The organism is Ideonella sp. (assembly GCF_041914305.1).
Lineage (GTDB): Bacteria > Pseudomonadota > Gammaproteobacteria > Burkholderiales > Burkholderiaceae_C > Ideonella.
Genome location: NZ_JAYSDQ010000014.1, coordinates 145834 through 168258, shown reverse-complemented (window position 1 = coordinate 168258; position 22425 = coordinate 145834). Strand labels below are relative to the sequence as shown.

At 70.5% G+C, this 22425-nt stretch carries 20 protein-coding genes; 5 read left to right on the top strand and 15 right to left on the bottom strand.

Annotated features, from left to right (window positions below; all coding sequences use genetic code 11):
• Positions 1-130: 130 nt before the first annotated feature.
• Positions 131-637, bottom strand: a complete 507-nt coding sequence (locus ACE3SG_RS18900; protein WP_374567622.1) for a GNAT family N-acetyltransferase — start codon at positions 635-637, stop codon at positions 131-133.
• 57 nt (positions 638-694) lie between these two features.
• The gene (locus tag ACE3SG_RS18895; protein ID WP_374567621.1) at positions 695-1390 is read right to left on the bottom strand and encodes a cytochrome b/b6 domain-containing protein; all 696 of its coding nucleotides are present in this window, start codon (positions 1388-1390) and stop codon (positions 695-697) included.
• Positions 1391-1654: 264 nt separating this feature from the next.
• Between ACE3SG_RS18895 and ACE3SG_RS18890 the strand changes: the two genes are divergently transcribed.
• A complete protein-coding gene (locus tag ACE3SG_RS18890; protein ID WP_374567619.1) occupies positions 1655-2107 on the top strand; it encodes a cytochrome c in 453 nt (150 codons plus the stop codon).
• A 30-nt stretch (positions 2108-2137) separates the two neighbouring features.
• On the opposite strand, the gene ACE3SG_RS18885 is transcribed toward ACE3SG_RS18890, so the two are convergent.
• The 9 genes from ACE3SG_RS18885 to ACE3SG_RS18845 form a co-directional block, all read right to left on the bottom strand.
• Entirely contained in the window at positions 2138-2932 is a 795-nt protein-coding gene (locus ACE3SG_RS18885) for a DUF1223 domain-containing protein (RefSeq protein ID WP_374567617.1), read from the bottom strand.
• A gap of 105 nt (positions 2933-3037) precedes the next feature.
• A complete protein-coding gene (gene egtD, locus ACE3SG_RS18880) occupies positions 3038-3985 on the bottom strand; it encodes an L-histidine N(alpha)-methyltransferase (protein ID WP_374567615.1) in 948 nt (315 codons plus the stop codon).
• Complete coding sequence (gene egtB / locus ACE3SG_RS18875) at positions 3985-5259, bottom strand: ergothioneine biosynthesis protein EgtB (RefSeq protein ID WP_374567614.1); 1275 nt, start codon at positions 5257-5259, stop codon at positions 3985-3987. Before egtB ends, egtD begins: the two co-directional genes overlap by 1 nt.
• Positions 5260-5651: 392 nt before the next feature.
• The gene (locus ACE3SG_RS18870; RefSeq protein ID WP_374567613.1) at positions 5652-6380 is read right to left on the bottom strand and encodes an alanyl-tRNA editing protein; all 729 of its coding nucleotides are present in this window, start codon (positions 6378-6380) and stop codon (positions 5652-5654) included.
• Positions 6381-6584: 204 nt separating this feature from the next.
• Entirely contained in the window at positions 6585-7160 is a 576-nt protein-coding gene (locus tag ACE3SG_RS18865; protein WP_374567612.1) for a superoxide dismutase family protein, read from the bottom strand.
• A gap of 104 nt (positions 7161-7264) precedes the next feature.
• Positions 7265-8107 (bottom strand): PhzF family phenazine biosynthesis protein, encoded by an 843-nt coding sequence (locus tag ACE3SG_RS18860; protein WP_374567611.1) that lies wholly within the window; start codon positions 8105-8107, stop codon positions 7265-7267.
• A 20-nt stretch (positions 8108-8127) separates the two neighbouring features.
• Positions 8128-9354: a PLP-dependent aminotransferase family protein gene (locus ACE3SG_RS18855; protein ID WP_374567610.1), complete on the bottom strand. Its 1227-nt coding sequence runs from the start codon at positions 9352-9354 to the stop codon at positions 8128-8130.
• A complete protein-coding gene (locus ACE3SG_RS18850) occupies positions 9351-10073 on the bottom strand; it encodes an aspartate/glutamate racemase family protein (protein WP_374567609.1) in 723 nt (240 codons plus the stop codon). Before ACE3SG_RS18850 ends, ACE3SG_RS18855 begins: the two co-directional genes overlap by 4 nt.
• A complete protein-coding gene (locus tag ACE3SG_RS18845) occupies positions 10070-11017 on the bottom strand; it encodes a DMT family transporter (RefSeq protein WP_374567608.1) in 948 nt (315 codons plus the stop codon). Before ACE3SG_RS18845 ends, ACE3SG_RS18850 begins: the two co-directional genes overlap by 4 nt.
• 116 nt (positions 11018-11133) lie before the next feature.
• On the opposite strand from ACE3SG_RS18845, the gene ACE3SG_RS18840 reads away from it, so the two are divergent.
• Positions 11134-12591, top strand: coding sequence for a PLP-dependent aminotransferase family protein (locus ACE3SG_RS18840; protein ID WP_374567607.1), 1458 nt, complete (start codon positions 11134-11136; stop codon positions 12589-12591).
• Positions 12592-12622: 31 nt separating this feature from the next.
• Positions 12623-13426, top strand: a complete 804-nt coding sequence (locus tag ACE3SG_RS18835) for a hypothetical protein (protein WP_374567606.1) — start codon at positions 12623-12625, stop codon at positions 13424-13426.
• 68 nt (positions 13427-13494) lie between these two features.
• Here the strand turns inward: ACE3SG_RS18835 and ACE3SG_RS18830 are convergent, their stop codons facing one another.
• Positions 13495-14676 carry a choice-of-anchor tandem repeat GloVer-containing protein gene (locus ACE3SG_RS18830; RefSeq protein ID WP_374567605.1) on the bottom strand — a complete coding sequence of 394 codons (1182 nt, stop codon included), beginning with the start codon at positions 14674-14676 and terminating at the stop codon, positions 13495-13497.
• Between the two features lie 313 nt (positions 14677-14989).
• Between ACE3SG_RS18830 and ACE3SG_RS18825 the strand changes: the two genes are divergently transcribed.
• Positions 14990-15751 (top strand): hypothetical protein, encoded by a 762-nt coding sequence (locus tag ACE3SG_RS18825; protein WP_374567604.1) that lies wholly within the window; start codon positions 14990-14992, stop codon positions 15749-15751.
• Here ACE3SG_RS18825 and ACE3SG_RS18820 read toward each other — a convergent pair.
• Positions 15748-17709, bottom strand: coding sequence for an aminotransferase class I/II-fold pyridoxal phosphate-dependent enzyme (locus tag ACE3SG_RS18820; RefSeq protein ID WP_374567602.1), 1962 nt, complete (start codon positions 17707-17709; stop codon positions 15748-15750). The two genes, ACE3SG_RS18825 and ACE3SG_RS18820, sit on opposite strands and share 4 nt — an antisense overlap.
• A 211-nt stretch (positions 17710-17920) precedes the next feature.
• Positions 17921-19087 (bottom strand): benzoate/H(+) symporter BenE family transporter, encoded by a 1167-nt coding sequence (locus tag ACE3SG_RS18815; protein WP_374567600.1) that lies wholly within the window; start codon positions 19085-19087, stop codon positions 17921-17923.
• A 54-nt stretch (positions 19088-19141) separates the two neighbouring features.
• Here ACE3SG_RS18815 and ACE3SG_RS18810 point away from each other — a divergent pair, with 54 nt between their 5' ends.
• Entirely contained in the window at positions 19142-20422 is a 1281-nt protein-coding gene (locus ACE3SG_RS18810) for a M16 family metallopeptidase (protein ID WP_374567598.1), read from the top strand.
• A gap of 109 nt (positions 20423-20531) precedes the next feature.
• Here ACE3SG_RS18810 and ACE3SG_RS18805 read toward each other — a convergent pair whose 3' ends face one another.
• Positions 20532-22418, bottom strand: a complete 1887-nt coding sequence (locus tag ACE3SG_RS18805) for a potassium transporter Kup (RefSeq protein ID WP_374567596.1) — start codon at positions 22416-22418, stop codon at positions 20532-20534.
• Between the last annotated feature and the right edge of the window lie 7 nt (positions 22419-22425).

Here is a 22425-nt window from a genome sequence, read left to right as displayed (position 1 = left end):
TCTCGGAGGGTGGTGGCGGTACCCCGTCACCGGGTGCCCCATCAGCGCGGCCAGCGCCGGGCCGCTCCCAAGCGGCCGCGCACCCTCTCGGAGGGTGGTGGCAGGTACCCCTGCCACCGGGTGCAGACATCTACCAGCGTGTGTTGCCGTGCAAATCCGCCTTCAGGTAGTGCGCGCCCGGAATCGGGTTGAAGTAATACGGCGGGATGGTCTCGAAGCCGAGTGACGCGTACAGCTCGCGCGCGGCCTCCATGTCGTCGAGCGTGTCCAGCAGCATCGCCGAGTAGCCGGCCTGCAGGGCGGTGTCCATCAAGGCCTCAGCCAGCACCCGGCCGAGGCCGAAGCGGCGGAACGCGCGCCGCACGTACAGCCGCTTCATCTCGCAGGCGTTGGCGTAGTCCACGTCGGGCATCGGGCGGAACGCGCCGCAGCCCGCCAGTTCACCGTCGACCCAGGCCAGCAGCAGCGCGCCGCCCGGGGCGTCGTACTCGCCCGGCAACGAGGCCAGCTCGGCCTCGAAGTTCTGGAAACACAGGTCGATGCCGAGTGACCCGGCGTACTCGCGCATGATCTCGCGCGTGGCGGCCAGCGCTTCGGGGGTGTCCGGCGTTTGCAGCCGTATCTCGGGAGTGGGCATGCCGATGAGGCGGCGAGTCCTGGGAGTGTGAGTCTAGTGTCCTGTCCCACCAGGACACTAGCCAAGCCGGTAGACCCACACCGCCGAGGCGGCGCAGGCCAGGGCCAGCAGGCCAGCGAACATCCGGGTCACCAGGTGGTCGGCGCTAGGTGGGGTGCCGGCCGGCAGCCACTTGTCGCCCTGCCACATCGGCCGCAGCAGGGCCTGGCGCTTCCAGCGCACGTAGTAGGCGATCGCCGCCACGTGCAGCGCCACCAGCGCGTAGATCAGCCATGGCCCGTAGCCTTTGTGCCAGCCGGTCGCCAGGCTGGCGGTGGCGCTGCTGACGAAGCGGTTCAACGGCCCGGTGGTGGCGATCTCGTCGTCGGCCACCAGCCCGCTGGCCACCTGCGCCACCAGCACGCCCAGCAGCGCAAAGACCGAGAAGCTGCCGAGCGGGTTGTGGCCGACGTCGAAATGGTCCTGCGGCTGCGGCCGGCCCCGCAGGTAGCGCCCGAGCGCCGCCGGCGAGTAGACGAAGCTCGCGAAGCGCGACCAGCGGCCGCCGAGCATGCCCCAGACCAGCCGGAACACCAGCAGCGCACCGACCGACACGCCGAACCGCATGTGCCATTCGAGCGCGTTGCCGCCCACGTTGCCGGTGATCACCAGGCCCAGCACACAGGCGGCCAGCAGCCAATGGAACAGCCGCGTCGGCAGGTCCCACACACGGGTCGCGACCAGGGGCTCGGGGGTGTCGGCAAGGGGCGGCATCGGGGGCGAGGGCGGCATCGCGCGGTGAAGGCGGGCCGCCACCATACCCGGCGCGCCGCGCCGAATCCAGCCCCCGCGCCGCGCCGGCGATACGGGCTTTCCCCGGGGCGGGCTCGCCCCAGCCGGGGGGAATAAGCGACACAGGGGCTGCGTACACTCGTTGGATCGACCTGTTCGCGGGCTCCCTGTGCCCGTTGCCGCCACCCTGCGGCCGGCAGGCCGATGCCGTTGACGACCCCATTCCCATACTTTGGAGGACATTGCATGAAACGTCTCGTCCTGGCCGCGGCAGCGGTCGCCGGCCTGGCCGCCGCCTGGCCTGCCGCCGCGCAGTTCCAGAAGCCTGAAGACGCGATCAAGTACCGCAAGGCGGCGTTCACCGTGATGGCCAGCCACTTCGGCCGCGTCGCGGCGATGGCCACCGGCAAGGTGCCGTTCGACGCCGCGGCCGTGCAGGCCAATGCCGAGATCGTCGCGACGATGTCCAAGCTGCCCTATGCGGGCTTCATCGACGGCACCAGCAGCGGCGACACCAAGGCCAAGCCCGAGATCTGGACCGAGCAGGACAAGTTCAAGGCCGCCGCCAGCAAGATGCAGGAAGAGGTGGCGAAGCTGAACACCGTGGCCAAGGGCGGCAACATCGACCAGATCAAGGCAGCGGTCGGCGATGTCGGCAAGAGCTGCAAGGCCTGCCACGACAACTACCGCAAGGAGTGAACCGACGGCGCCGGTGATGGCGCCTCGGGTTCAGCAGCCGGCGCCGCCGGCCAGCGTGATCTGCAGTGCCCGCAGCGGCCGGCCGCCTGGCGCGTCGGTCAACACGAACACCGCCTGTGCCGCGTGGCCGGCACTGACCCCGGGCAGCGCCCAGCTCGCCCGGTGGGCCTGGCCGGCTGGCCAGGCGGCGACCGGCTGGTAACGCCGCACCACGTGCTCGTGGCGCAGCGCGCGGCCCGAGTTCTCGCCCGCGGCCACCTGGCTCTGGTGGCCGTCTTCGAGCAGGGCCCAATAACCCGCCAACGCACCGCTGCCGCCGGCCCCGATGTCGGCGACCAGCTCGGCGCCTTCGCGGCGCAGATGCAGGCTCGGCGCGTCGGCCGGCCAGGCCGGGGCAGTGGACGCCAACGCCGCCGCCGGCAATTGGCGCCAGCCGGGGAAGTCGCGCCCGCCGACGATCAACTGCGGCGTGTAGACGAAGCGCGCGCCGCTGCTGGCCTGCAGCTGGCGCTGGCGGTCGGTGTAGGCTGGATCGGCGAAGCGGTCGGCCCAGCCCAGGCTGTCCCAGTAGTCGACGTGGAAAGCCAGCGCCAGCACCGAGCCGTCGCGCGGCAACGCGGCCAGCCACGCATCGGCCGGCGGGCAGGAGCTGCAGCCCTCCGAGGTGTACAGCTCGACGATGACCTTGGGCGCGCGCGCGTCGGCGGCCGCGCAGGACGTTGGCGCTGACGCTGACGCCGCTTGCGCCGGCATCAGCGCGGTCAGCGCGGCCCACGAGATGACCGCCAGCGAGGTCGCTGCAGCGGGAAGACGGGTGCGGGGCATGGGGCTCCTTCAAGCCGGCGCCGCCGCGCTGCAGGGCGTGCGCGGGCGGGCCTGCTCGTCGGTCGCCGCAGAGCCGCCAGGCCTTACAGGGTTTGCCGCCCGGCCTTACAAGGCTTGCCCCTCGGCGGGCTTGAGCCAATGCAGCGCGAACCAGCGCCGCGCGTCGACCCACACCGCCTCGGGCGCGAAGCCGGCCTGGCGCGCCAGGCGCTGGAAGCCGGCCACCGTGTACTTGTACGAGTTCTCGGTGTGCACGCTGTCGCCCTCGGCGACCGGGATGGCGTGGCCGCACAGGTGCACCACCTGGTCACTGCGGCTGACCAGGTGCATCTCGATGCGCTGCAGAGCCGGGTGATAGAAGGCGCTGTGGGCCCAGCGGTTCAGTTCGAAGTCGGCGCCCAGCTCGCTGTTGGCGCGCACCAGCAGGTTGCGGTTGAAGCGCGCGGTGACGCCCTGCGCATCGTTGTAGGCCGCGTGCAGCAGGTCGGGCTCCTTGACCAGGTCGACCCCCACCAGCAGCCCACCGTCGAGCCAGCCGGCCATGCGCTGCAGCAGCCGGCGCGCTTCGTCGGGCTCGAAGTTGCCGATCGAGCTGCCGGGGAAGAAACCGACCCGCGGCCCGTGGGCCGGCGGCAGCACCAGGTCTTGCGTGAAATCGGCCGCCAGCGGGCGCACCGCCAGGCCGGGCCGGTCACGCTGCAGCTGGGCCGCGCTGGCATGCAGGTGCTCGGCCGAGATGTCGATCGGCAGCAGGCCCGCCGGGCGCTCCAGCGCCTCGAGCAGCAGGCGCACCTTGCGTAGGCTGCCGGCGCCGAACTCGACCAGCTCGACCCCCGGGCCCAGGCGGCGCGCGATGTCGTTTGCATGGCGGTCGAGCAGGCCCAGCTCGGTGCGTGTCGGGTAGTACTCGGGCAGCTCGCAGATCGCGTCGAACAGGCGCGAGCCCTCGGCGTCGTAGAACCACTTGGGCGAGATGCGGCGCGGGGTCTCGGTCAGCGCCTGTTGCATCGCATGGGCGAATTCGCTGGCGCAGGTGTCGGGCGATGGCTTCATCAGTCAAGGTCCTTGGCCAGGCGCACACCGCTGAATTGCCAGCGTGCCGACGGCGGGAAGAAGTTGCGGTAGGTGAGTCGCGAATGGCCGGGCGGCGTGGCGCAGCTGCTGCCGCGCAGCACCAGCTGGCCGACCATGAACTTGCCGTTGTATTCGGCCGCGGTGCCGGCAAACGGCTTGAAGCGGGGGTAGGGGTCGTACGACGAACGGGTCCACTGCCAGACCGCGCCGAAGCACTGCAGGTCGGCGCTGCTGCGGCGCGGCGTGGGGTGCAGCGGCCCCGGCCCGGCCGGCGCGGCCACGCCCCAGGCGCGCGCGGCGGCCTCCCATTCGAACTCGGTCGGCAGCCGCGCACCGGCCCAGGCGGCCAGCGCCGAGGCCTCGAAGAAGCTCAGGTGGCAGGCCGGTGCCTCGGGCTCGATCGGCTGCTCGCCGTGCAGCGTGAACTGGCGCCCCTCGTCGCGCCAGTACAGCGGGGCCTGCCAGCCCTGCGCCTGCACCGTGGCCCAGCCGTCGGACAGCCAGAACTCCGGCCGCCGGTAACCACCATCGGCGATGAAGGCCTGGACCTCGCGGTTGGTCACCAGCCCGCGCGACAACGCAAACGGCGCCAGCCGCACGAGATGGCGCGGGCCCTCGTTGTCGAAGGCGAAACCGTCGCGCGCCTCGTGCCCGATCTCGGCGTCGCCGCCGGCGCATTGCCACCAGCCTTGGTCGCCCGCAGTTGCGGTGAATGCGGTGGGCGCGGCAGATCGATAAGCGGGGGCCAGCGGGTTCAGCGACAGCAGGTGCAGCACATCGGTCAGGATCAGCTCCTGGTGCTGCTGCTCGTGTTGCAGGCTGAGTTCGAGCAAGGGGGCGGCGTGGGCCCAGGTGTCGGCGTCGGCGCCGTCGACCAGGCCTTGCAGCGCCTGGTCGACATGGGCGCGGTAGGCCAGCACCTCGGCCAGCGCCGGGCGGGTCAACAGCCCACGCTGCGGCCGTGGGTGGCGCGCGCCCAGGCTTTCGTAGTACGAGTTGAACAGCCGGCCGTAACGTTCGTCGAACGGCCGGTAGCTTGGCGCGAACGCCTGCAACACCAGGGTCTCGACGAACCAGGTGGTGTGGGCCAGGTGCCATTTGGTCGGGCTGGCATCGGGCATCGATTGCGCGCCCTGGTCTTCGGCCGACAGCGGCCCGGCCAGTGCGAGGCTGTGGGCCCGGACTGCGCGAAGCCGGCCGGCCAGCGCGGCACGCGAAGCAAGGCGGCGGTCATCGGTCGGCTGCAAAGGCATGGCGATCAATGCGTGGCGGCGGAACGCGCAATGTACGGTGCGCCGGCCGCGCCGTCGACCATGGGGTGTTTCGGCAAGTCACGGCACACGGGTCGGCAAGGCGTGTGCCTGCAGGAACAGCCAGCGATGGATGTTTTGCCACACAACTGTCCGCAGCGTGGCAGCAGGGGTGTGGGTGGGGCGCGACAGGGTGAGGAGCTACGAAGGTTCGGAGTGGCGGCCGTGGCGAATGCGCGGCGCCTGCGCGTACAAGAGGTGGTGAACATGGCAAGAGGCGCCGCCACGACGCACGGCGGCGTTGCCACCGTCTTCTGGCTCCGGCCGGGCGCCAAGGCGCCCTTCACGTCGGCTGAAGCCGACATGAGCCTGCGCCGGAAGAAGAGTGCTTGGCGCTACGCGCCACTGGGGTTCGCCAAGGCGAACCCCAGCACCACCCTGCGGGTGGTGGCACTCTTCTTCTCAATCTTCGTGACGACCACGGCCCCGATGTCGGCGGTGTTGTTCACATGCGTGCCACCACACGGCTGCAGGTCGACGCCCTCGACCTCGACCAGCCGCACGCGGCCCGACCCGCGCGGGGGCTGCACGCTCATGCTGCGCACCAGCTGCGGGTTGGCGTCGAGTTCGGCGTCGGTGATCCAGCGGGTGGTGACCGGGTGCGCCGCGGCGACATAACGCGCCAGGCCAGCGGTCAGCGCCTCCTTGTCCAGCGGCTCGGTCATGTGGAAGTCCAGCCGCGCATAGCCCGCGGTGATCGAGCAGCCGTCGACCGGGTGCGGCACCAGCGCGCACAACAGGTGCGTGGTGGTGTGAAAGCGCCGGTGCGCCTGCCGGCGCGCCGCGTCGATGCGGGCCGTGACGCGGTCACCGACCTGCAACACCCCATCGGCCGGCTCGGCCAGCAGGTGCAGGATCTGACCCGGCTCGGCGCCCTTGCGGGTGTCGACCACGGCCATCACGCGGCCATCGGGCCGTTGCAGCACGCCCGCATCGCCGGCCTGGCCGCCCCCTTGCGGGTAGAACACCGTGCGGTCCAGCTGCACCGCCAAGCCATCCACCGCCGTGACCACCGCATCGCATTCGTTCAGGTCAGCATCGTCGCGGAACAGTTCGACAGTCATGGCATTTGGCAATCATTGGCCCGGCGCAGCCCGGGCCGCTCCAAGTGGCGTGCGCGGAGCCGGCTCCGCCGGTCCGCTGCGCGAGCCCCCTCGGGGGGCTTCGCCCGGACATGAACAGTCCTGAGGACTGGTCGTGCCTGGCGAAGGGCCGGGCCTCTGGCCCGGCGCGGCCTGCAAGGCAGGCCCGGGAGGGCCGTGGGGGCCTCAGTACCTCGCAATGACCCCGCAAGCGATGCGGGCGCCCGAGTTGCCGGTGGGTTGGGTGGTGTAGTCGTCGGGGCTGGCGTGCACGATCACGGCGTGCTCGACCAGGCTGGTGGTGCCGGCGGTGACGGTCGGGCCCATCAGCATGAACTTCTGGTTCGCGACACCGTTCGCATCGGCCTTCAGCGCGGGCATGTCGCCGCTGTGGTGGGCGGCGTCTTGCGGGCCGTGCGGCTTGCCGTCGGGGTTGAAGTGGCCACCGGCGCTGGTGCCGTCGGCGCTCGCGCAGTCGCCCTTCTCGTGCACGTGGATGCCGTGCTCGGCATTCGGCTTCAGGCCGCTGACCTGGGCATGCACCATCACGTGGTCGCCCATCTGGTGGAACACGAACAGGCCACGCACGTTGTTGCCTTGCGTCGGCGTCAGTGATGCGACGGCGATCTTGCCCTTCATCGAGGCCATGTGCCCGTCCATGCCGTCGCCGCCGCCACCATGGCTGTGCGATGCGGGGGTGCTGCAGCCGGCGCAGGCCATGGCCAGCAGGGCGGTGGTGGTGAGGAAGCTGAATCGAATCATGGGGGGTGGCTCCGGGTCCAATCTGAGGTGGCCCCGAATGTAGGCGCGAATGCGCGCCTCGTGAAGCGGCTGGCACAGGGGCTTACAAGCCTGCGGCGTTTGGGCTACAGGCTCAGCGTGCCGCTGATGCACGGCGTCACGTCGCCGCCGATCCAGACCGTGCCGCTGGCCGCGTCGCGCTCCACATGCACACGGCCGGCCCGGCCCAGCGCGCTGCCCTGCGCGGCCACATAGCGCGCCGGCGCCAGCCCTTCGCCGATCAGCCATTGGGCGATGCCGGCATTCAGGCCGCCGGTGACCGGGTCTTCTTCGACGCCGGTCGCCGCCGCGAACGCGCGCACCTCGAACTGGGTGTCGGCGGCGCCCTCGGCGTCTTGCATGGCCACCAGGCCCACCTTGGCCAGCGCCTTCAGCCGCGCGTGGTCAGGCCGCAGCGCACGGATGCGCGACGCGCTCGCGACCCGCAGGCCCAGCCATTTCGTGCCGTTGTCGAGCCAGCAGGCACCCAGCAGATCACCCGCGGGCAGGCCGATCGCGTCGACCACCGCGGCCAGCACACCGTCGTCGACCGGCTCGCGCCGCAGCGGTGGCGCGGCGAAGGCCAGCCGTGCACCGTCGCGCCGCACCGTCACCAGGCCCACGCCACATTGCTGCACCACCTGCTGTGCCGCGCGCGGTTGCCCACCGGCGGCCAGCCACGCGTGGCAACTGCCCAGCGTCGGGTGGCCGGCAAATTGCAGCTCGCCGCCGGGCGTGAAGATGCGCAGCCGGTAGTCGGCGCGCTCGTCGGTGGGCGGCAGCAGGTAGGTCGTCTCGCTCAGGTTCGTCCAGCGCGCGAAGGCCTGCATCTCGTCGTCCGACAGCCCCTGGGCGTCGTGCACGACGGCCAGCGGGTTGCCCTTCAGGGGCGTGGCGGTGAAGACGTCGAGCTGGCTGAATCGGCGCATGGGTTACCTGGGTACCTGCATCAGGGGGTGACTTGTTCGAGCTCTTCGTTCAGGTGGCGGTTGAGCACGCGGCCCAGCGCGGCCACCGCGGTGCGAATGTCGTCCGGCGCCAGCGTGACGAACGACAGGCGCATCGTGCGCACATCCGGCGCGTGGGCGTAGAAGGCCTCGCCGGGCACGTAGGCCACGCCGGCGGCCACGGCTTGCTCGAGCAGTGCCATCGCGTGGCAGCCCTCGGGCAGGCGGACCCAGAAGAACATGCCGCCCAGCGGCGCTGCCCATTCGCTGCCGGCCGGCAGGTGCTCTTGCAGCGCGGCGGCCATCGCGTCGCGCTGCGCCTTGTAGCGGGCGCGGATCGTCGGCACGTGCTGGTCGAGGAAACCGTTCTTGATCACCTCGTAGACCACGCGCTGGTTGAAGCCCGGCGTGTGCAGGTCGGCCGCCTGCTTGGCCTGCAGCAGCTTGGGCATCAGCTCCGGCGGTGCCACCACGTAGCCCAGGCGCAGGCCGGGCGCCAGCACCTTCGAGAACGAGCCGAGGTAGACCGTGCCTTCGGGCCAGCGTGAGGCCAGCGGGGCCGGCGGCGCTTCGTCGAACCACAGGTCGCCGTAGGGGTTGTCTTCGACCAGCGGCACGCGCGCGGCCTGTGCGGCCTGCACGATCGCCTGGCGGCGAGCCTCGGGGATCACGCGGCCGGTCGGGTTCTGGAAGTTCGGCAGCACATAGGCGAAGCGGGTGCCCGGCGCGTCGTGCGGCAGGCGCTCGATCGCCTCGGGCAGCGGGCCGTCCGCGTCGCTGGCCAGGCTCTTGAAGATCGGCTCGTAGGGCGCAAAGGCCTGCAGCGCGCCGAGGTAGGTGGGCGTTTCGACGGCCACCGGCGCGCCGGCGTCGACCAGCACCTTGGCGACCAGATCGAGCCCCTGCTGCGAGCCGGTGGTGATCAGCACCTGCGCCGGCGTGACCTGCTGGCCCTGCTTGGCCAACTGGGCCGCGACCCACTCGCGCAGCGGGCCGAAGCCTTCGCTGGCGGCGTACTGCAGCGCCTCTTTCGGCGTGTCGGCCAGCACCTTGGCGGTGGCCTCGCGCATCGCCTCGATCGGGAAGGTCTCGGGCGACGGCAGGCCGCCGGCCAGCGACAGCACGCCCGGTTGCTCGGTGACCTTCAGGATCTCCCGGATGATCGACGGGTTCATGCGGGCGGCGCGTTGCGCCAAGGTCCAGGCACTGGCGGGGGTGGTCACGTTCATGGTCTTACTTCCTCAAGCATCCATTGCACAGCCTCGTGAGCGTGCAAGGCGGTGGTGTCGAACAGTGGCAAGGGCCAGCCGTCCGGTTCGGGGGGGTGATCGGGTGGGGTCAGCAGGGAGATCTCCGTGCAGCCCAGGATGATGGCCTCGCAGCCTTGTTCCGCCAAGCCGGTCATGATGCGCACGAAGCGATCGCGTGACGCAGGCAACGTCTGGCCGCGGCAGAGTTCGTCGTAGATCACGCGGTGCACCTCGTCGCGATCGGCCGGGCCGGGCGTCACGCTGGTCACGCCGTGGTGGTCGGCCAGGTGGTCGGCGAGAAAACGGTCTTCCATCGTGAAGCGGGTGCCGAGCAGGCCGACGCGCGTGTGGCCGGCGGCGCGCAGCGCGCGGCCGGTAGCGTCGCCGATGTGCAGCAGCGGCAGGCCGCAGGCCTGGACGATCGGTGCGGCCACCTTGTGCATCGTGTTGCTGGCGATCAGCAGACCTTCGGCGCCGGCGGTGCGCAACTGCGCGGCTGTGTGGCCCAGCACCTCGGCGGCGCCGGCCCAGTCGTCGGCGCGCTGCTGCGCGGCGATGCTGGCGAAATCGACGCTGGCCAGGCGCAGCGAGGCGCTGTGCAAACCGCCCAGGCGGGCGGCCACGCCCTGGTTCAACAGCCGGTAGTAGACCAGCGTCGATTCCCAGCTCATGCCGCCGAGCAGGCCCAAGGTCTTCACCGCGTCACCTCCGGTTGGACGGCTGGTGCGGCAACGGCGGGTGCGGTCGGCCGCACGGGCATGCGCTTGCCGATCACCACGGTGGCCAGCACGGCGAGTGCAAACAACAGGGTCGACGCTTCGAGCGGCTCACCCAGCACCGGCACCGCGAACAGCAGCGCGAGAAACGGTTGCAGCAGCTGCACCTGGCTGACACGCAGCGCGCCACCCAGCGCGAGCCCGCGGTACCAGGCGAAGAAGCCCAGCCACATCGAAAACAGCGTGACGTAGGCGAAGCCGCCCCAGGCCGACGGCGCAACCGGTGCGTCGGGCCACCAGGCCCAAGCCAGCGGCGCGGTCAACGGCAGGCTCAGCACCAGCACCCACGAGATCACCTGCTCGGCCGGCCATTCGGCGGCGAGCCGGGCGCCCGCCACGTAGCCACCGGCGGCGCTGAACACCGCCACGAGCAACCAGGCATCGGCGCCTGTCAGCGCGCCGCCCCCTTCGTGCGCGGCAAATGCCAGCACCAGCAGGCAGCCCAGCACCGCGCAGACCCAGAAGCCGGTCGACGCACGTTGGCGCAAGGCCAGCGCCGCGATGGCCGCGGTGGCCAGCGGCAGCACGCCCGTGACCACGGCCGCGTGCATCGCCGGCACTTCGCGCAGCGCCAGCGCAATGCCGAGCGGAAAGCCGACCACGGTGCCGAGCGCGCTCAACACCAGCGCCAGCAGGTGGCGCCGCTGTGGCCACGGCGCGCGCGTGGCCAGCAGGTAGGCCACGCTCAGCAGCCCGGCGCCCGCCGCGCGGCCGGCGGTGACGAAGCCCGGCGGCAGCTGCGGCGCATCGGCCGGGCCGACCGCCAGGCGCGTCATCGGAAAGGTCAGCGCGAAGATCACCACGCCCAGGGCCCCCAGCAGCAGGCCGCGCCGGGCGGACCCGGGCGTCTGGGGGGCAGCGGGCATGGCACGCATCTGGACAGTCTAGGCGGCCGACCAGTACAGTGCCGGTACAGTTGGGCGGCGCACGTCACCAAACTGTATTGCCGACGCAGCCGACACACCGGGACAGGACCCCTGCCATGAACGCCCCCGACGCCTTCGCCCTGACCCGCGCCGCCGGTGCCACCTTGACCGAGCAGCTGGCAGGCCAGTTCGCCGAGCGCATCCGCCAGCGGCTGCTGGCGCCCGGCGCGCGGCTGCCGTCGGTGCGCGACTGCGCGCGCCGCCACGGCGTCAGCCCGCACACCGTGGTCGCCGCCTACGACCAGCTGCTGGCGCAGGGGCTGGTCGAGGCGCGGCGCCAGCGAGGCTTCTTCGTGCGCGAAGGTGGCCGTGGCCCGCACAGCGCCGCACCCGACCCGGTGTTGGCGCCGGCCAAGGCGGCCGCGCCGCCGCGGGTCGCCCCGGTGGATGCGACCGCGCTGATCCGCGGCATGTTCCATGGCGCCAGCCAGCTGCCCGCGCCCGGGCTGGGCACCTTGCCGCCCGATTGGCTGGACCTGCCGCTGCTGGCCAGCGCGTTGCGCCGCGTGTTGACGCATGGCGACTCGGCGCTGGCGCTGCAATACGGCCAACCCGCCGGCGACAGCCGCCTGCGCGAGGCGCTGGCGACCAAGCTGGCCGATTTCGGCGTGCGGGCGCGGGCCTCGCAGATCGTCACCGCGACCGGCGCGACCCATGCGCTGGACATCGTCTCCCGCGCGCTGCTGTCGCCCGGCGACGCGGTGCTGGTCGACGAGCCCGGCTGGGCGGTCGAGTACGCGCGGCTGACGCAGCTGGGCATGCGCCTGCTGCCGGTGCCGCGCGGCGCCGACGGGCCCGACCTGAACGTGATGGCCACGCTGGCGCGCGAGCACCGGCCGCGGCTGTATGTGACGGTGTCGGTGCTGCACAACCCGACCGGCCATTCGCTGAGCCTGGGCGACGCGCACCAGGTGCTCAAGCTTGCCGAGGCGCACGACTTTCGCATCGTCGAAGACGACACCTACGCCCACCTGGCGCCGAACCACCTGCCGCGCCTGGCTGCGCTCGACGGCCTGCAGCGAACGCTCTACGTCAGCGGCTTCTCGAAGATCCTGACGCCCAGCTGGCGTGTCGGCTACGTGGCGGCGCCGCCGGCGCTGGTCGAGCGGCTGATCGACGTGAAGCTGCTGTCGACCCTGACGACACCGGCGGTGCTGGAGCAGGCTGTGGCCCATTGCCTGGAGCAGGGCAGCCTGCGCCGACACGCCGAGCGCGTGACCGCGCGGCTCGACGCGGCGCGCCACCGCAGCGTGCAGCTCGCCCAGGCCCACGGCTGCCGCTTCGTGACCCCGCCGCAAGGCCTGTTCGGCTGGGTCGACACGGGCGTCGACACCGAGCCGCTGGCCCACACCCTGCTGGACCAGGGCTGGCTGCTTGCCCCTGGCCACCTCTTTCATGCCACGCGCCGGCCCAGCACGCTGATGCGGATCAACTTCGCGACCTCGCAGGACGCGCGCTTCTGGCAGGCGCTGGGCGCGGCGCGCCGGGCATCGTCGAAGCAGCCGGTGCAGTGAGAATCAGGCGTTCCACCCACGGGAGATCCACATGACCCACACCGAGCCCCAGCAGGGCCCACGACACCGGGCGCTGACCCGGACCGCCCTGGCGGCCCTGGCCTTGCTGGCCGTTGCCGGCTGCGGCGGGGGCGGCAACGGCGACGATGAGCCCGGCGCCACCGGCCTGGTGCCGACCGCGCCCGCCCTCGGCGCGACGCTGTTCAACGACGCCACCGTGCTGCGGCCGCTGGTGGCCGGCGCGCGCTGGCAGTACGCCGGCATCGCGCCCGACGGCGGCGCTTACACCAACGTCATCACCCAGGCCAGCGCCTCGCCCGGGGTGACCGAGTCGGGCACCAACACCTTCAACTCGGGCCCGGGCAGCGTGCACGTGGCGGTGGTGAACGGCAACGTCGTCCAGCCCGACCCGGTCGACGCCAACGACGACGGCATCACCGACTTCGCCAACGCGGTCGAACTGCAGTCGCCGGTGCGCGTGAACGACCAGTTCGTGGCGATCGACCAGCGCCTGTCGAACATGGTGCCCGACATCGACGGCGACGGCCGCGGCGAATACCTCGACCTGGCCAGCTACAGCCGCGTCATCGGCACCGAAGACGTGGCATTGACCGGCCTGCCGACGCAGCATGCGGTGCGCATCGACCGCATCACCGCGGCCCGTGTCGTGCTCACCAAGGACGGCCAGAAGCTGCCCACCGTGACCTCGACCCAGACGGTCTGGTACGCGCCGTCGATCGGCGTCGTGCGGCGCCGGCTCGATGCGCCGGACGAGACCGGCGTCGGCCGCGACATCTCGGACGAGCGCGTGACGGGCTGGTCCGGCCTGCCTTGACCTGACACCGGCCGCCTGACACCGGCCGCCTGATACCGGCCGTCCGATGGCGGCCGGCGTCACGCCGCTCAGGGCGCCGGCGGGCTGAAGCTGTACACCACGCCGCTGTGGTGCGCGCCGCCGCCGCTGGCGCGGCCGTACAGGCGCCCATCGCTGGCCTGCAGCAGGCCCGAGTGCGGCCAGCCGCCGCGGGCTTCGCCGTCGAAGTGGTACAGCACCTCGTAGCTGCCACCGTCGGGTTGCAGGCGGTAAATCACGCCTTGGCCATGGGTGCCGCCGGTGGCGCAGGTGCCATACAACCAGCCATCTTTCGCGCGGATCGGCGCACTCGTCGGGTGGGATCCATCGGCGCCGTTGAACAGGTGCAGCACCGTGGTCTGGCCCTCGGGGCTGACGCGCAGCACGCTGCCATCGGGCGTGTTGTCGCCGCTGTTGATCGTCAGGTAGAAGCTGCCGTCGTGGCCGTCGACCAGATCACCGTTGACGATGCCATACGGATAGAACCTGGCCAGCACCTTCAGGTTGCCCGCATCGTTGACGCGGAACAGCGAGGTCCCTCCCTGTTCGCCTTCGATGTTGACAGCCAGGCCGTAAAGAAAACCGTCGCCGCGACTGGCCAGCGTGTGCGGGCTGGTGATCCCGTCGTTGGCCGTCACCTGGCGGAAAAGTTCGGGTTGGTAGGCGGGCGCTGCGTTGCGCTCGAACTGCCCCGCAGAGCCTTGGGAGGTGAAGACGCGCACCGTCCTGAGGCTGCCATCGGCCCAGGGTATTGGCGTCGCCCCACCGGCATAACCCTCGCTCTTGGTGTACGCATGCGCCAGCGTCGGTGAGCCGCCGGCGGGGATGCGGAAGAGGCTGCCGCGCTTGCCCGGCCCCTTGGTGGACAGGCTGCCCCACAGCGTGCCCTGTGCGTCGACATTCAGTGTCTCGCTCGGCATGCAGCCCAAGGCGTCGCGGTCCAGCGTCACCTTGCTGACCACGCCGCTGGCCGGGTTCAAGGCCAGCAAGGAACCGCACGGCAGGTTCGACGACTCGTGCGTGGCAATGAAGATCCGCCCGTCGCCGCCCTGCGCCAGCCGGCCGCCGGCATAGCTGTTCTGGTAGGCGAACGGGAATTTGTAGTGCACCGTCGGGGTGACGCTGGCGGCATTGGCCAGGGCGCTGCAGCCGAGCGTTGCCAGGGTGATGGCGAGGCGCAAATGCTGTGAAGGCGGTGTGCCGCGATACGGCGAAGAGGTCAGAACGGGCATCGGTCGATCCTGGTTGGGAAGTGACCCTCAGTATCAACACCGATGGCCAACTCGGCAACCGCTGATCTGTACAGTTATTCGGTTGTGTCCCTGTCAATCTGGGGATGGTGGCCCGACGCCAGATTCGCTGCGTGCGGGACGCGCACGCCGGTCGAGTACCGGCTGTGCCCGATCCGCCGATCGGTGGCGAGGTGATCGAGCGCGAGGTTCAGTTGAACCAGCGACCGACCAACCTTCCTAAAATGCGGCGAAAACGCGAAGGGTGCACCGGCCAATGCCAAGCCCTTCATCGATACCAGGAGAGGGAGGACCGATGAGGCGCAGCCATTCGATCAAACAAGCCGTCGCGATGCTGGTGATGGCGGCACTCGTTGGTTGCGGTGGGGGCCGTGATCGCCTGATGCCGGAAGCGCCGGAGCTTGGCGCGATGATTCAAGAGAACGCCACCGTGCTGCGGCCCTTGCAGCCGGGGTCGACATGGACGTACGAAGCGGAATCGTCGACGTCGCCAACGGGGTGGCGCATCGATGTTTCCCAGCGCGCGTTCGAAGATGGTGTGCGAGAGAGAACCTCTCCCAACAGCACCGACGTGCAGTTGGCACATCGACGCGGCGATGTGGTTCATTTCGGTGCCTGTGGATTGCTCGGTGCCGTGACCACGTGTGATGAGTGGGTCGAGCTGAGATCACCGGTGCGGATCGGCGACCAGATCGAACTGGTCGATCTGGACGACTCCAGCCACGACTACACGGGCGACGGCGTGCCGGACCGCTTCGAGTATGTCGTCTACCGACGCGTTGTCGGGGAAGAGTGGCTCAGCCTTCCTGGACTGGGCAGTGTTCGCGCCGTGCGGGTAGATACCTTCATCAAGCAGCGGACCACCGAAACCACGGGCGAGCAGCGCCTGGTCGAAGTGAGCTGCGCGACGTGGTATGCGCCAGGGATTGGCATTGTGCGCCGCCACATGGACATGCCATATGGGCCCGTCGGTACGCGGCGCACGCAGGATGAGCGCCTTGTGGCGTGGGATCTGCAGAGTGCGTTTGCACTCCCCGCCCCGGCGCTGCAACCTTAACGAGCCGGCAACGCCGCCCGCTCGGCCTCGCTGAGCACCCGCAGGTGCATCTCGCCGTCGACCAGCGCGAGCCCGTGCAGGTCGATCGATTTCTGCGTCTGCAGCAGGCGCACCAGGTAGGCGACGATGCTGGCGCCGACCACCTGGCCGGGCACCAGCACCGGGATGCCGGGCGGGTAGGGCACGATCTGGTCGCAGCAGACGCGGCCGGTCAGCTGTGCGTTCGGCTGGCCATGGTCGTCGAGCAACGGCAGGCGTTCGCCGGCTTCGTAGAACGCGTCGCGCGGCAAGCAGGCCAGCTCGGTGAAGCGCGGTGCTTCGGGCACGCGGGCGTAGGCGCGCGGGGCACGCTTTTCTTTCGCCAGGCGCAGCATCGCGTCGAACAGGCGGCTGACCTTGCTGCGCGTGGTGCCGATGGTCAGCAAGAGGGTCAGCGTGTTGTGCGTGTTCTTCTCGACCTGGATGTTGTAGCGGCCGATCAGCTCGTCGCGCAGTTCGTCGGCCGAGTAGCCGCTTTGCGAGATGTCGATCGTCAGCTTGGTCGGGTCGAGACGGATGCCGTCGCCCTTGACCTCGTCGGGCAGCAGGTCTTCGAGCTCGAGCACGCGGAAGGCGCCGGTGGCGTTGATCTTCTCGCGCAGCTCGTGGGCGAACTTCAGCGATCGGTCGAGCAGGCGATAGCCTTCGAGCACGGCCTGCTTGCGCGCGACATCGAGGCTCGCGATCAGGTTGTACTGCGGGCTGGTCGACGCGTGCATGTTGAAGTTCTCGCGGAACAGGTGCTCGTCGAACGCAGGGTCGTTGACGTGCACCATGCTGGCCTGCGAGAACGCCGACAGCACCTTGTGCGTGCTTTGGGTCGCATAGTCGGCGCCGCACTCCAGCGCGGTCGGTCGCAGTTCGGGGTGGAAGCGCGCGTGGCCGAACCAGGCCTCGTCGATGATGACCTTGATGCCGGCCGCGTGGGCCATCGCGATGATGGGCTTCAGGTCGTAGCGCAGGCCGTCGTAGGTGCAGCTCGTGAGGATCAGCACCTTGGCGTCGGGGTGGGCCTCGATCGCCGCCTGCACGGTGGCCTTGGGCACCGGGCCGAAGATGCCGTAGTGGCGGTTGACCGATGAATCCAGGTAGACCGGCCGGGCGCCCGACAGGATCACGCCGTGGTGGACCGACTTGTGGCAGTTGCGGTCCAGCAGCAGCTTGTCGCCCGGCGCCAGCAGGGTCTGGAAGATGACCTTGTTGGCGGTCGAGGTGCCGTTGGTCGCGAAGTAGGTCTTCTTCGCGCCGAAGGCCTTGGCGGCCAGCTTCTGCGCCTGCGCGATGACGCCGGTGGGGTGCAGCAGCGAGTCGAGCTCGGGCACGCTGACCGAGAGGTCGGCGCGCAGCATCTGCTCACCGACGAAGTCGTAGAAATCGCCGACCCAGGGGCTGCCCTTGAACGAGTCGCCACCGCCGTGGCCGGGGGTGTGCCAGCTGTCCTTGGCCTGCGCGACGTATTCGCGCAGCGCGTTGTAGAACGGCGTCTCGGCCTTCTCGGCCACTTCGGCGGCCACGATGCGGAACCAGCCGTTGTAGTCGTGCTCGCCGCGGAAGAAGTAGCCGTCGACGGCGTCGCTGGCCAGTTGCTCGACCAGCAGCTTGTCGGCGTCGTCTTCGAGCACCATGTACAGCGACAGCTCGGGCCGGGCCTCGATGATGCGCTGCGCCGCGCGCACGGCCGGCACGCCGGTGTCGTTGGCACCGCGCGGGCCGTGGTCGATCAGCACGACCTGCAGGTCGGCCTGCGTCGGGCCGGTGGCCAGCACGGCGTCGACCGCCGAATCGCCACAGGGGCAGCCGACCGCCATCAGGCCGAACGGGTTGTCCAGCCGGCCGGCGGCGTGGTTCAGGCCCTGCACGACCTGCGCGCGCCATTCTTCGTCGGCGCTGACGACCAGCACGTGGGTGGCAGGGTTCATGGTGGGCACTCCTCGTCGGTCGCGCCCGGAAGGCGCAAAACCCGACAGTGTAGGCACCCAGACGCCGACGAAAACTCGGTTCGGCCCTATGAGGGGCGCAATTTGTTCAGGGCGAGGTCAGAGTCTCGGTGGGCCGCCAGGCCGTTGGGCGGGCCCGGCGGTGGGCTTCAGGCGCTCGTGTGCGTCGCCGATGCGCGCTGGCGCGGCGCCTTCAACGCTGGCGCTGGAACGCCAGCGCCACGCCGCCGGCCACCACGCCCCAGAACGCCGAGCCGATGCCGGCGATCGTCAGGCCCGACAGCGTGACGACGAAGGTCAGCAGCGCGGCGTCGCGGTGGTGCTCGTCCTTCAGCGCGCTGGCCAGGCCGCCGGCGATGGTGCCAAGCAGCGCCAGGCCGGCGACGGCGGCGACCAGCTCGCGCGGGAAGGCCTGGAAGAGCCCGGCCACCGCACCCCCGGCCAGGCCCAGTGCGATGTAGAACACGCCGGCCATCGCCGCCGCGGTGTAGCGCCTGGCAGGGTCTTCGTGTGCTTCGCGGCCCATGCAGATCGCCGCGGTGATCGCCGCCAGGTTGAAGGCATAACCGCCGAAGGGTGCGAGCACCAGGCTGGCCACGCCGGTCGCGCCGACGACCGGCGAGACGGGGGTCTGGTAGCCCGATGCGCGCTGCGCTGCAACGCCGGGCAGGTTCTGCGACGCCATCGTGACGACGAACAGCGGCAACCCGATGCCGACCAGGGCGTTGACGCTGAAGACCGGCAGCGTGAACACCGGCCGGGTCCATTCGACGGCCACGCCGGCCAGGTGCACCTGGCCCTGCGCCAGCGCCACGGCGATGCCGGCCAGCAGCACGCCCGGCACCGCGTAGCGCGGCCACCAGCGGCGCCCGGCCAGGAAGGCCAGCGCCATCACGATCACCAGCAGCGGTGCGCTGCGCGTGGCCAGCACCGCGTCCAGCGCAAAACGGGCCAGCACGCCGGCCAGCAGCGCCGAGGCGATCGCGATCGGGATGCGGCCCATCACCCGCTCGAACAGCCCCGAGTAGCCGGCCACCGTGATCAGCAGCGCGCAGGCGACGAAGGCGCCGGTGGCCTCGGGCAGCGAGATGCCGTGCGACGCGGCGATCAGCGCCGCGCCCGGCGTGGACCAGGCGGTCAGCACCGGCAGCCGGTAGTGCAGCGACAGCCCGAGGCTGGTGATGCCCATGCCCAGGCCCAGCGCCCAGATCCACGACGCGGTCTCGGCGGTGCTGGCGCCCAGCGCCTGCGCGGCGGCGAAGACGATCGCCACCGAGCTGGTGAAGCCGACCAGCACCGCGACGAAACCGGCGACGGTGGCCGACAGGGACAGGTCACGCAAGGGGTTGGGCAAGGGCATGGGCGGCGAGCATAGCGGCGCAGCGGCCAGGGCTTAAGCTGGCGGGTCATTGCCATGACCCACACCACCCCCGACCCCGACACACGCGTCGCCACCTTGCCCAACGGCGTGCGGGTGCTGACCATCGCCCTGCCGCGGCTCGACAGCGCCAGCGTCAGCGTCTTCGTGCGCACCGGCAGCCGCAACGAGAGCCGGCGCCTGAACGGCATCAGCCACGTGGCCGAGCACATGGCCTTCAAGGGCACCCATGCGCGCAGCTGCCAGCAGATCAACCTCGATGCCGAACGCCTGGGCGCCGAGGTCAACGCCCACACCGACAAGGACCACACGGCCTACCACATGCGCGGCCTGGCCGAGCATGCCCCGCTGTTCGTGCGCATGCTGGGCGAGATCGTGCGCGACTCCAGCTTCCCGGCCGACGAGCTGGAGCGTGAGCGCCAGGTCATCCTGCAGGAGTTCGCCGAGACCGAGGACGACGCCTTCGACGCGGCCTTCCAGTGCTTCGACAAGGCCTGTTACGGCAGCCATCCGCAGGCCCAGCCGGTGATCGGGCGGCGCCGCAACATCGAAGGCTTCACGCGTGAGCAGTTGCAGGCCTATGTGGCGCAGCAGTACACCGGTGCCAATGTCGTCGTCGCGGCGGCCGGGCGCATCGATGTGCGGGCCCTCGTGCGCGAGGCCGAGGCGGCGCTGGGTGGCCTGCCAGCAGGAGCACCGAACGTCACCACGGCACCGGTGTTCGCCGGTGGGCTGGGCCTGCGCCGGCTGGCCGGCCACAGCCAGGCCCACGTGGTGCTGGGTTACCCGGCGCCGGCGGTCACCGAGCCCACCCACGCCGCGCACCAGCTGGCGGCCGCGCTGCTGGGCGAAGGCATGAGCTCGCCGCTGATGGACAGCCTGCGTGAGCGGCTGGGGCTGGTCTACTACGCCGCCTGTTCGGCCGACCTCGGCGACTTGGCGGGTCAGTTCGTCATCGAAGCCTCGATGGCGCCGGCCAACGTGCCGGCCTATGCCGACGAGGTGGTGCGCCTGCTGCGTGCGCAGTCCGGCCAGATTGCGCCGGCGCAATGGGAGCGGGCGCGCAACCAGATCGCGGTGCGGCGGCTGCAGGCCTGGGAGCGGCCCTCGCGCCGGCTCGAAGACGCGGTGCTGGACCTGTTCGCCTTCGGCCGCGTGCGCTCGCGGGCCGAGCGCCGCGCGGCACTGGACGCGGTGACGCCGCGGCAGGTGCGAAAGGTGTTCGACCAGATCCTCGCCGGGCCGGTGGCAGTGGGTGCCGCCGGTCGCCTGCCGAAGCCCGCCGCCGAGCAGTTGCACGCCCTGGCGGAAGGCTAGATTTCCGCCGCGCGAAGCGCCGGTCGCTCCAAGTGGCGTGCGCGGACCGGCTCTGCCGGTCCGCTGCGCGAGCCCCCTCGGGGGGCAGCCCCTGGAAGGGGCGTGGGGGCTAAATCTCGACCTTCGCGCCCAGCTCGACGATGCGGTTGGACGGCAGCGCGAGGAAGTCGGCCATGTCGGCGGCGTTGCGGTGCATGCTGGCGAAGAGCTTCTCGCGCCACATCGCCATGCCTTCGCCGAAGGTCGGGATCACCGTGTCGCGGCTCAGGAAGTAGCTGGTGTCCATCTCTTCCAGCGGCACGCCGCGGCCTTCGAGCAGGCGCAGCGCCTCGGGCACGTCGGGGTCGTTCTTGAAGCCGAAGTTCAGCGTGACCTGCCAGCAGTCGTGGCCCAGCGATTCCATCGCCAGCCGCTTGTCGAAGCCGATCCAGGGCACCTCGTGGTGCTTCACGTGCACGAACAGGTTGTGCTCGTGCAGCACCTTGTTGTGCTTCAGGTTGTGCATCAGCGCGTTCGGCGCCAGGCCCTCTTCGGCGACCAGGAACACCGCCGTGCCGCTCACCCGCACCGGCGGGCTGACGAACACCGCCTCGAGGAAGCCCTTGAGCTCGATCGCCTCGTTGCGCACCCGCTCGTGCATGATCGCGCGGCCCTGCTTCCAGGTCAGCATCAGCACGAACATGCCCGAGCCGATGACCAGCGGGAACCAGCCGCCGGCCAGCAGCTTCAACGTGTTCGACAGGAAGAAGGTCACGTCGATGATGAAGAAGAAGCCCGTCGCCAGCAGGCACAGCGCCAGCGGGTACTTCCAGCCGTAGCGGATGACGTAGAAGGTCATCACCGTGGTGATCGTCATGTCCAGCGTCACCGCGATGCCATAGGCCGAGGCCAGGCTCGACGAGTTCTTGAACAGCGCCACCGCCAGCACGATGAAGACGTACAGGCCCCAGTTGACGAAGGGCACGTAGATCTGCCCGGTGTCGCGCACCGAGGTGTGGCGCACCGTCATGCGCGGCAGGATGCCGAGCTGGATCGCCTGCTTGGTGACCGAGAAGGCGGCCGAGATCAGCGCCTGCGACGCAATCACCGTGGCGGCCGTGGCCAGCACCACCAGCGGCAGTCGCAGCGCCTCGGGCGCCATCAGGTAGAACGGGTTCTCGATCGCGTCGGGGCTGCCGAGGATCAGCGCGCCCTGGCCGAAGTAGTTGACCACCAGCGCCGGCATCACCACCGCGTACCAGGCGATGCGGATCGGCCGGCGGCCGAAGTGGCCCATGTCGGCGTACAGCGCCTCGCCGCCGGTCACGCACAGCACCACCGCGCCGAGCGCGATGAACGCCACCTTCGGGTGCGTGATGAAGAAGCCGATCGCGTACATCGGGTTCAGTGCCACCAGCACGCCCGGGTTCTCGAGCACGTGCGGCAGGCCCAGCGCGACCAGCACGACGAACCAGACGAGCGTGATCGGGCCGAAGAACTTGCCGATGCCGCCGGTGCCGAAGCGCTGGACCGCGAACAGCCCGGTCAGCACGACCAGCGTGATCGGTATCACCCACTCGTGCATGCCGGGCGCGATGACCTGCAGGCCCTCGACCGCCGACAGCACCGAGATCGCCGGCGTGATGACCCCGTCGCCATAGAAGATCGCGGTGCCGAACAGGCCGACGACCATCAGCGTGCGGCGCAGCGTCGGCCGGCCCCTGACCGCGGTGGTGGCCAGCGCGAGCATCGCGATCAGCCCGCCTTCGCCGTTGTTGTCGGCGCGCAGGATCAGCAGCACGTACTTCAGCGAGACGATGATCGTCATCGTCCAGAAGATCAGGCTGAGGACACCCAGGATGTTGACCGGCGAGGCTTCGACGTGCCCCGCATGGAACACCTCTTTCAGCGCGTACAGCGGGCTGGTGCCGATGTCGCCGTACACGACACCCAGGGCCGCCAGCGTCAACGAAGCAAGTGCCGGCAACGAGCGGCTGGCGGTGGGCGAGGAACTCAAAAGGAAT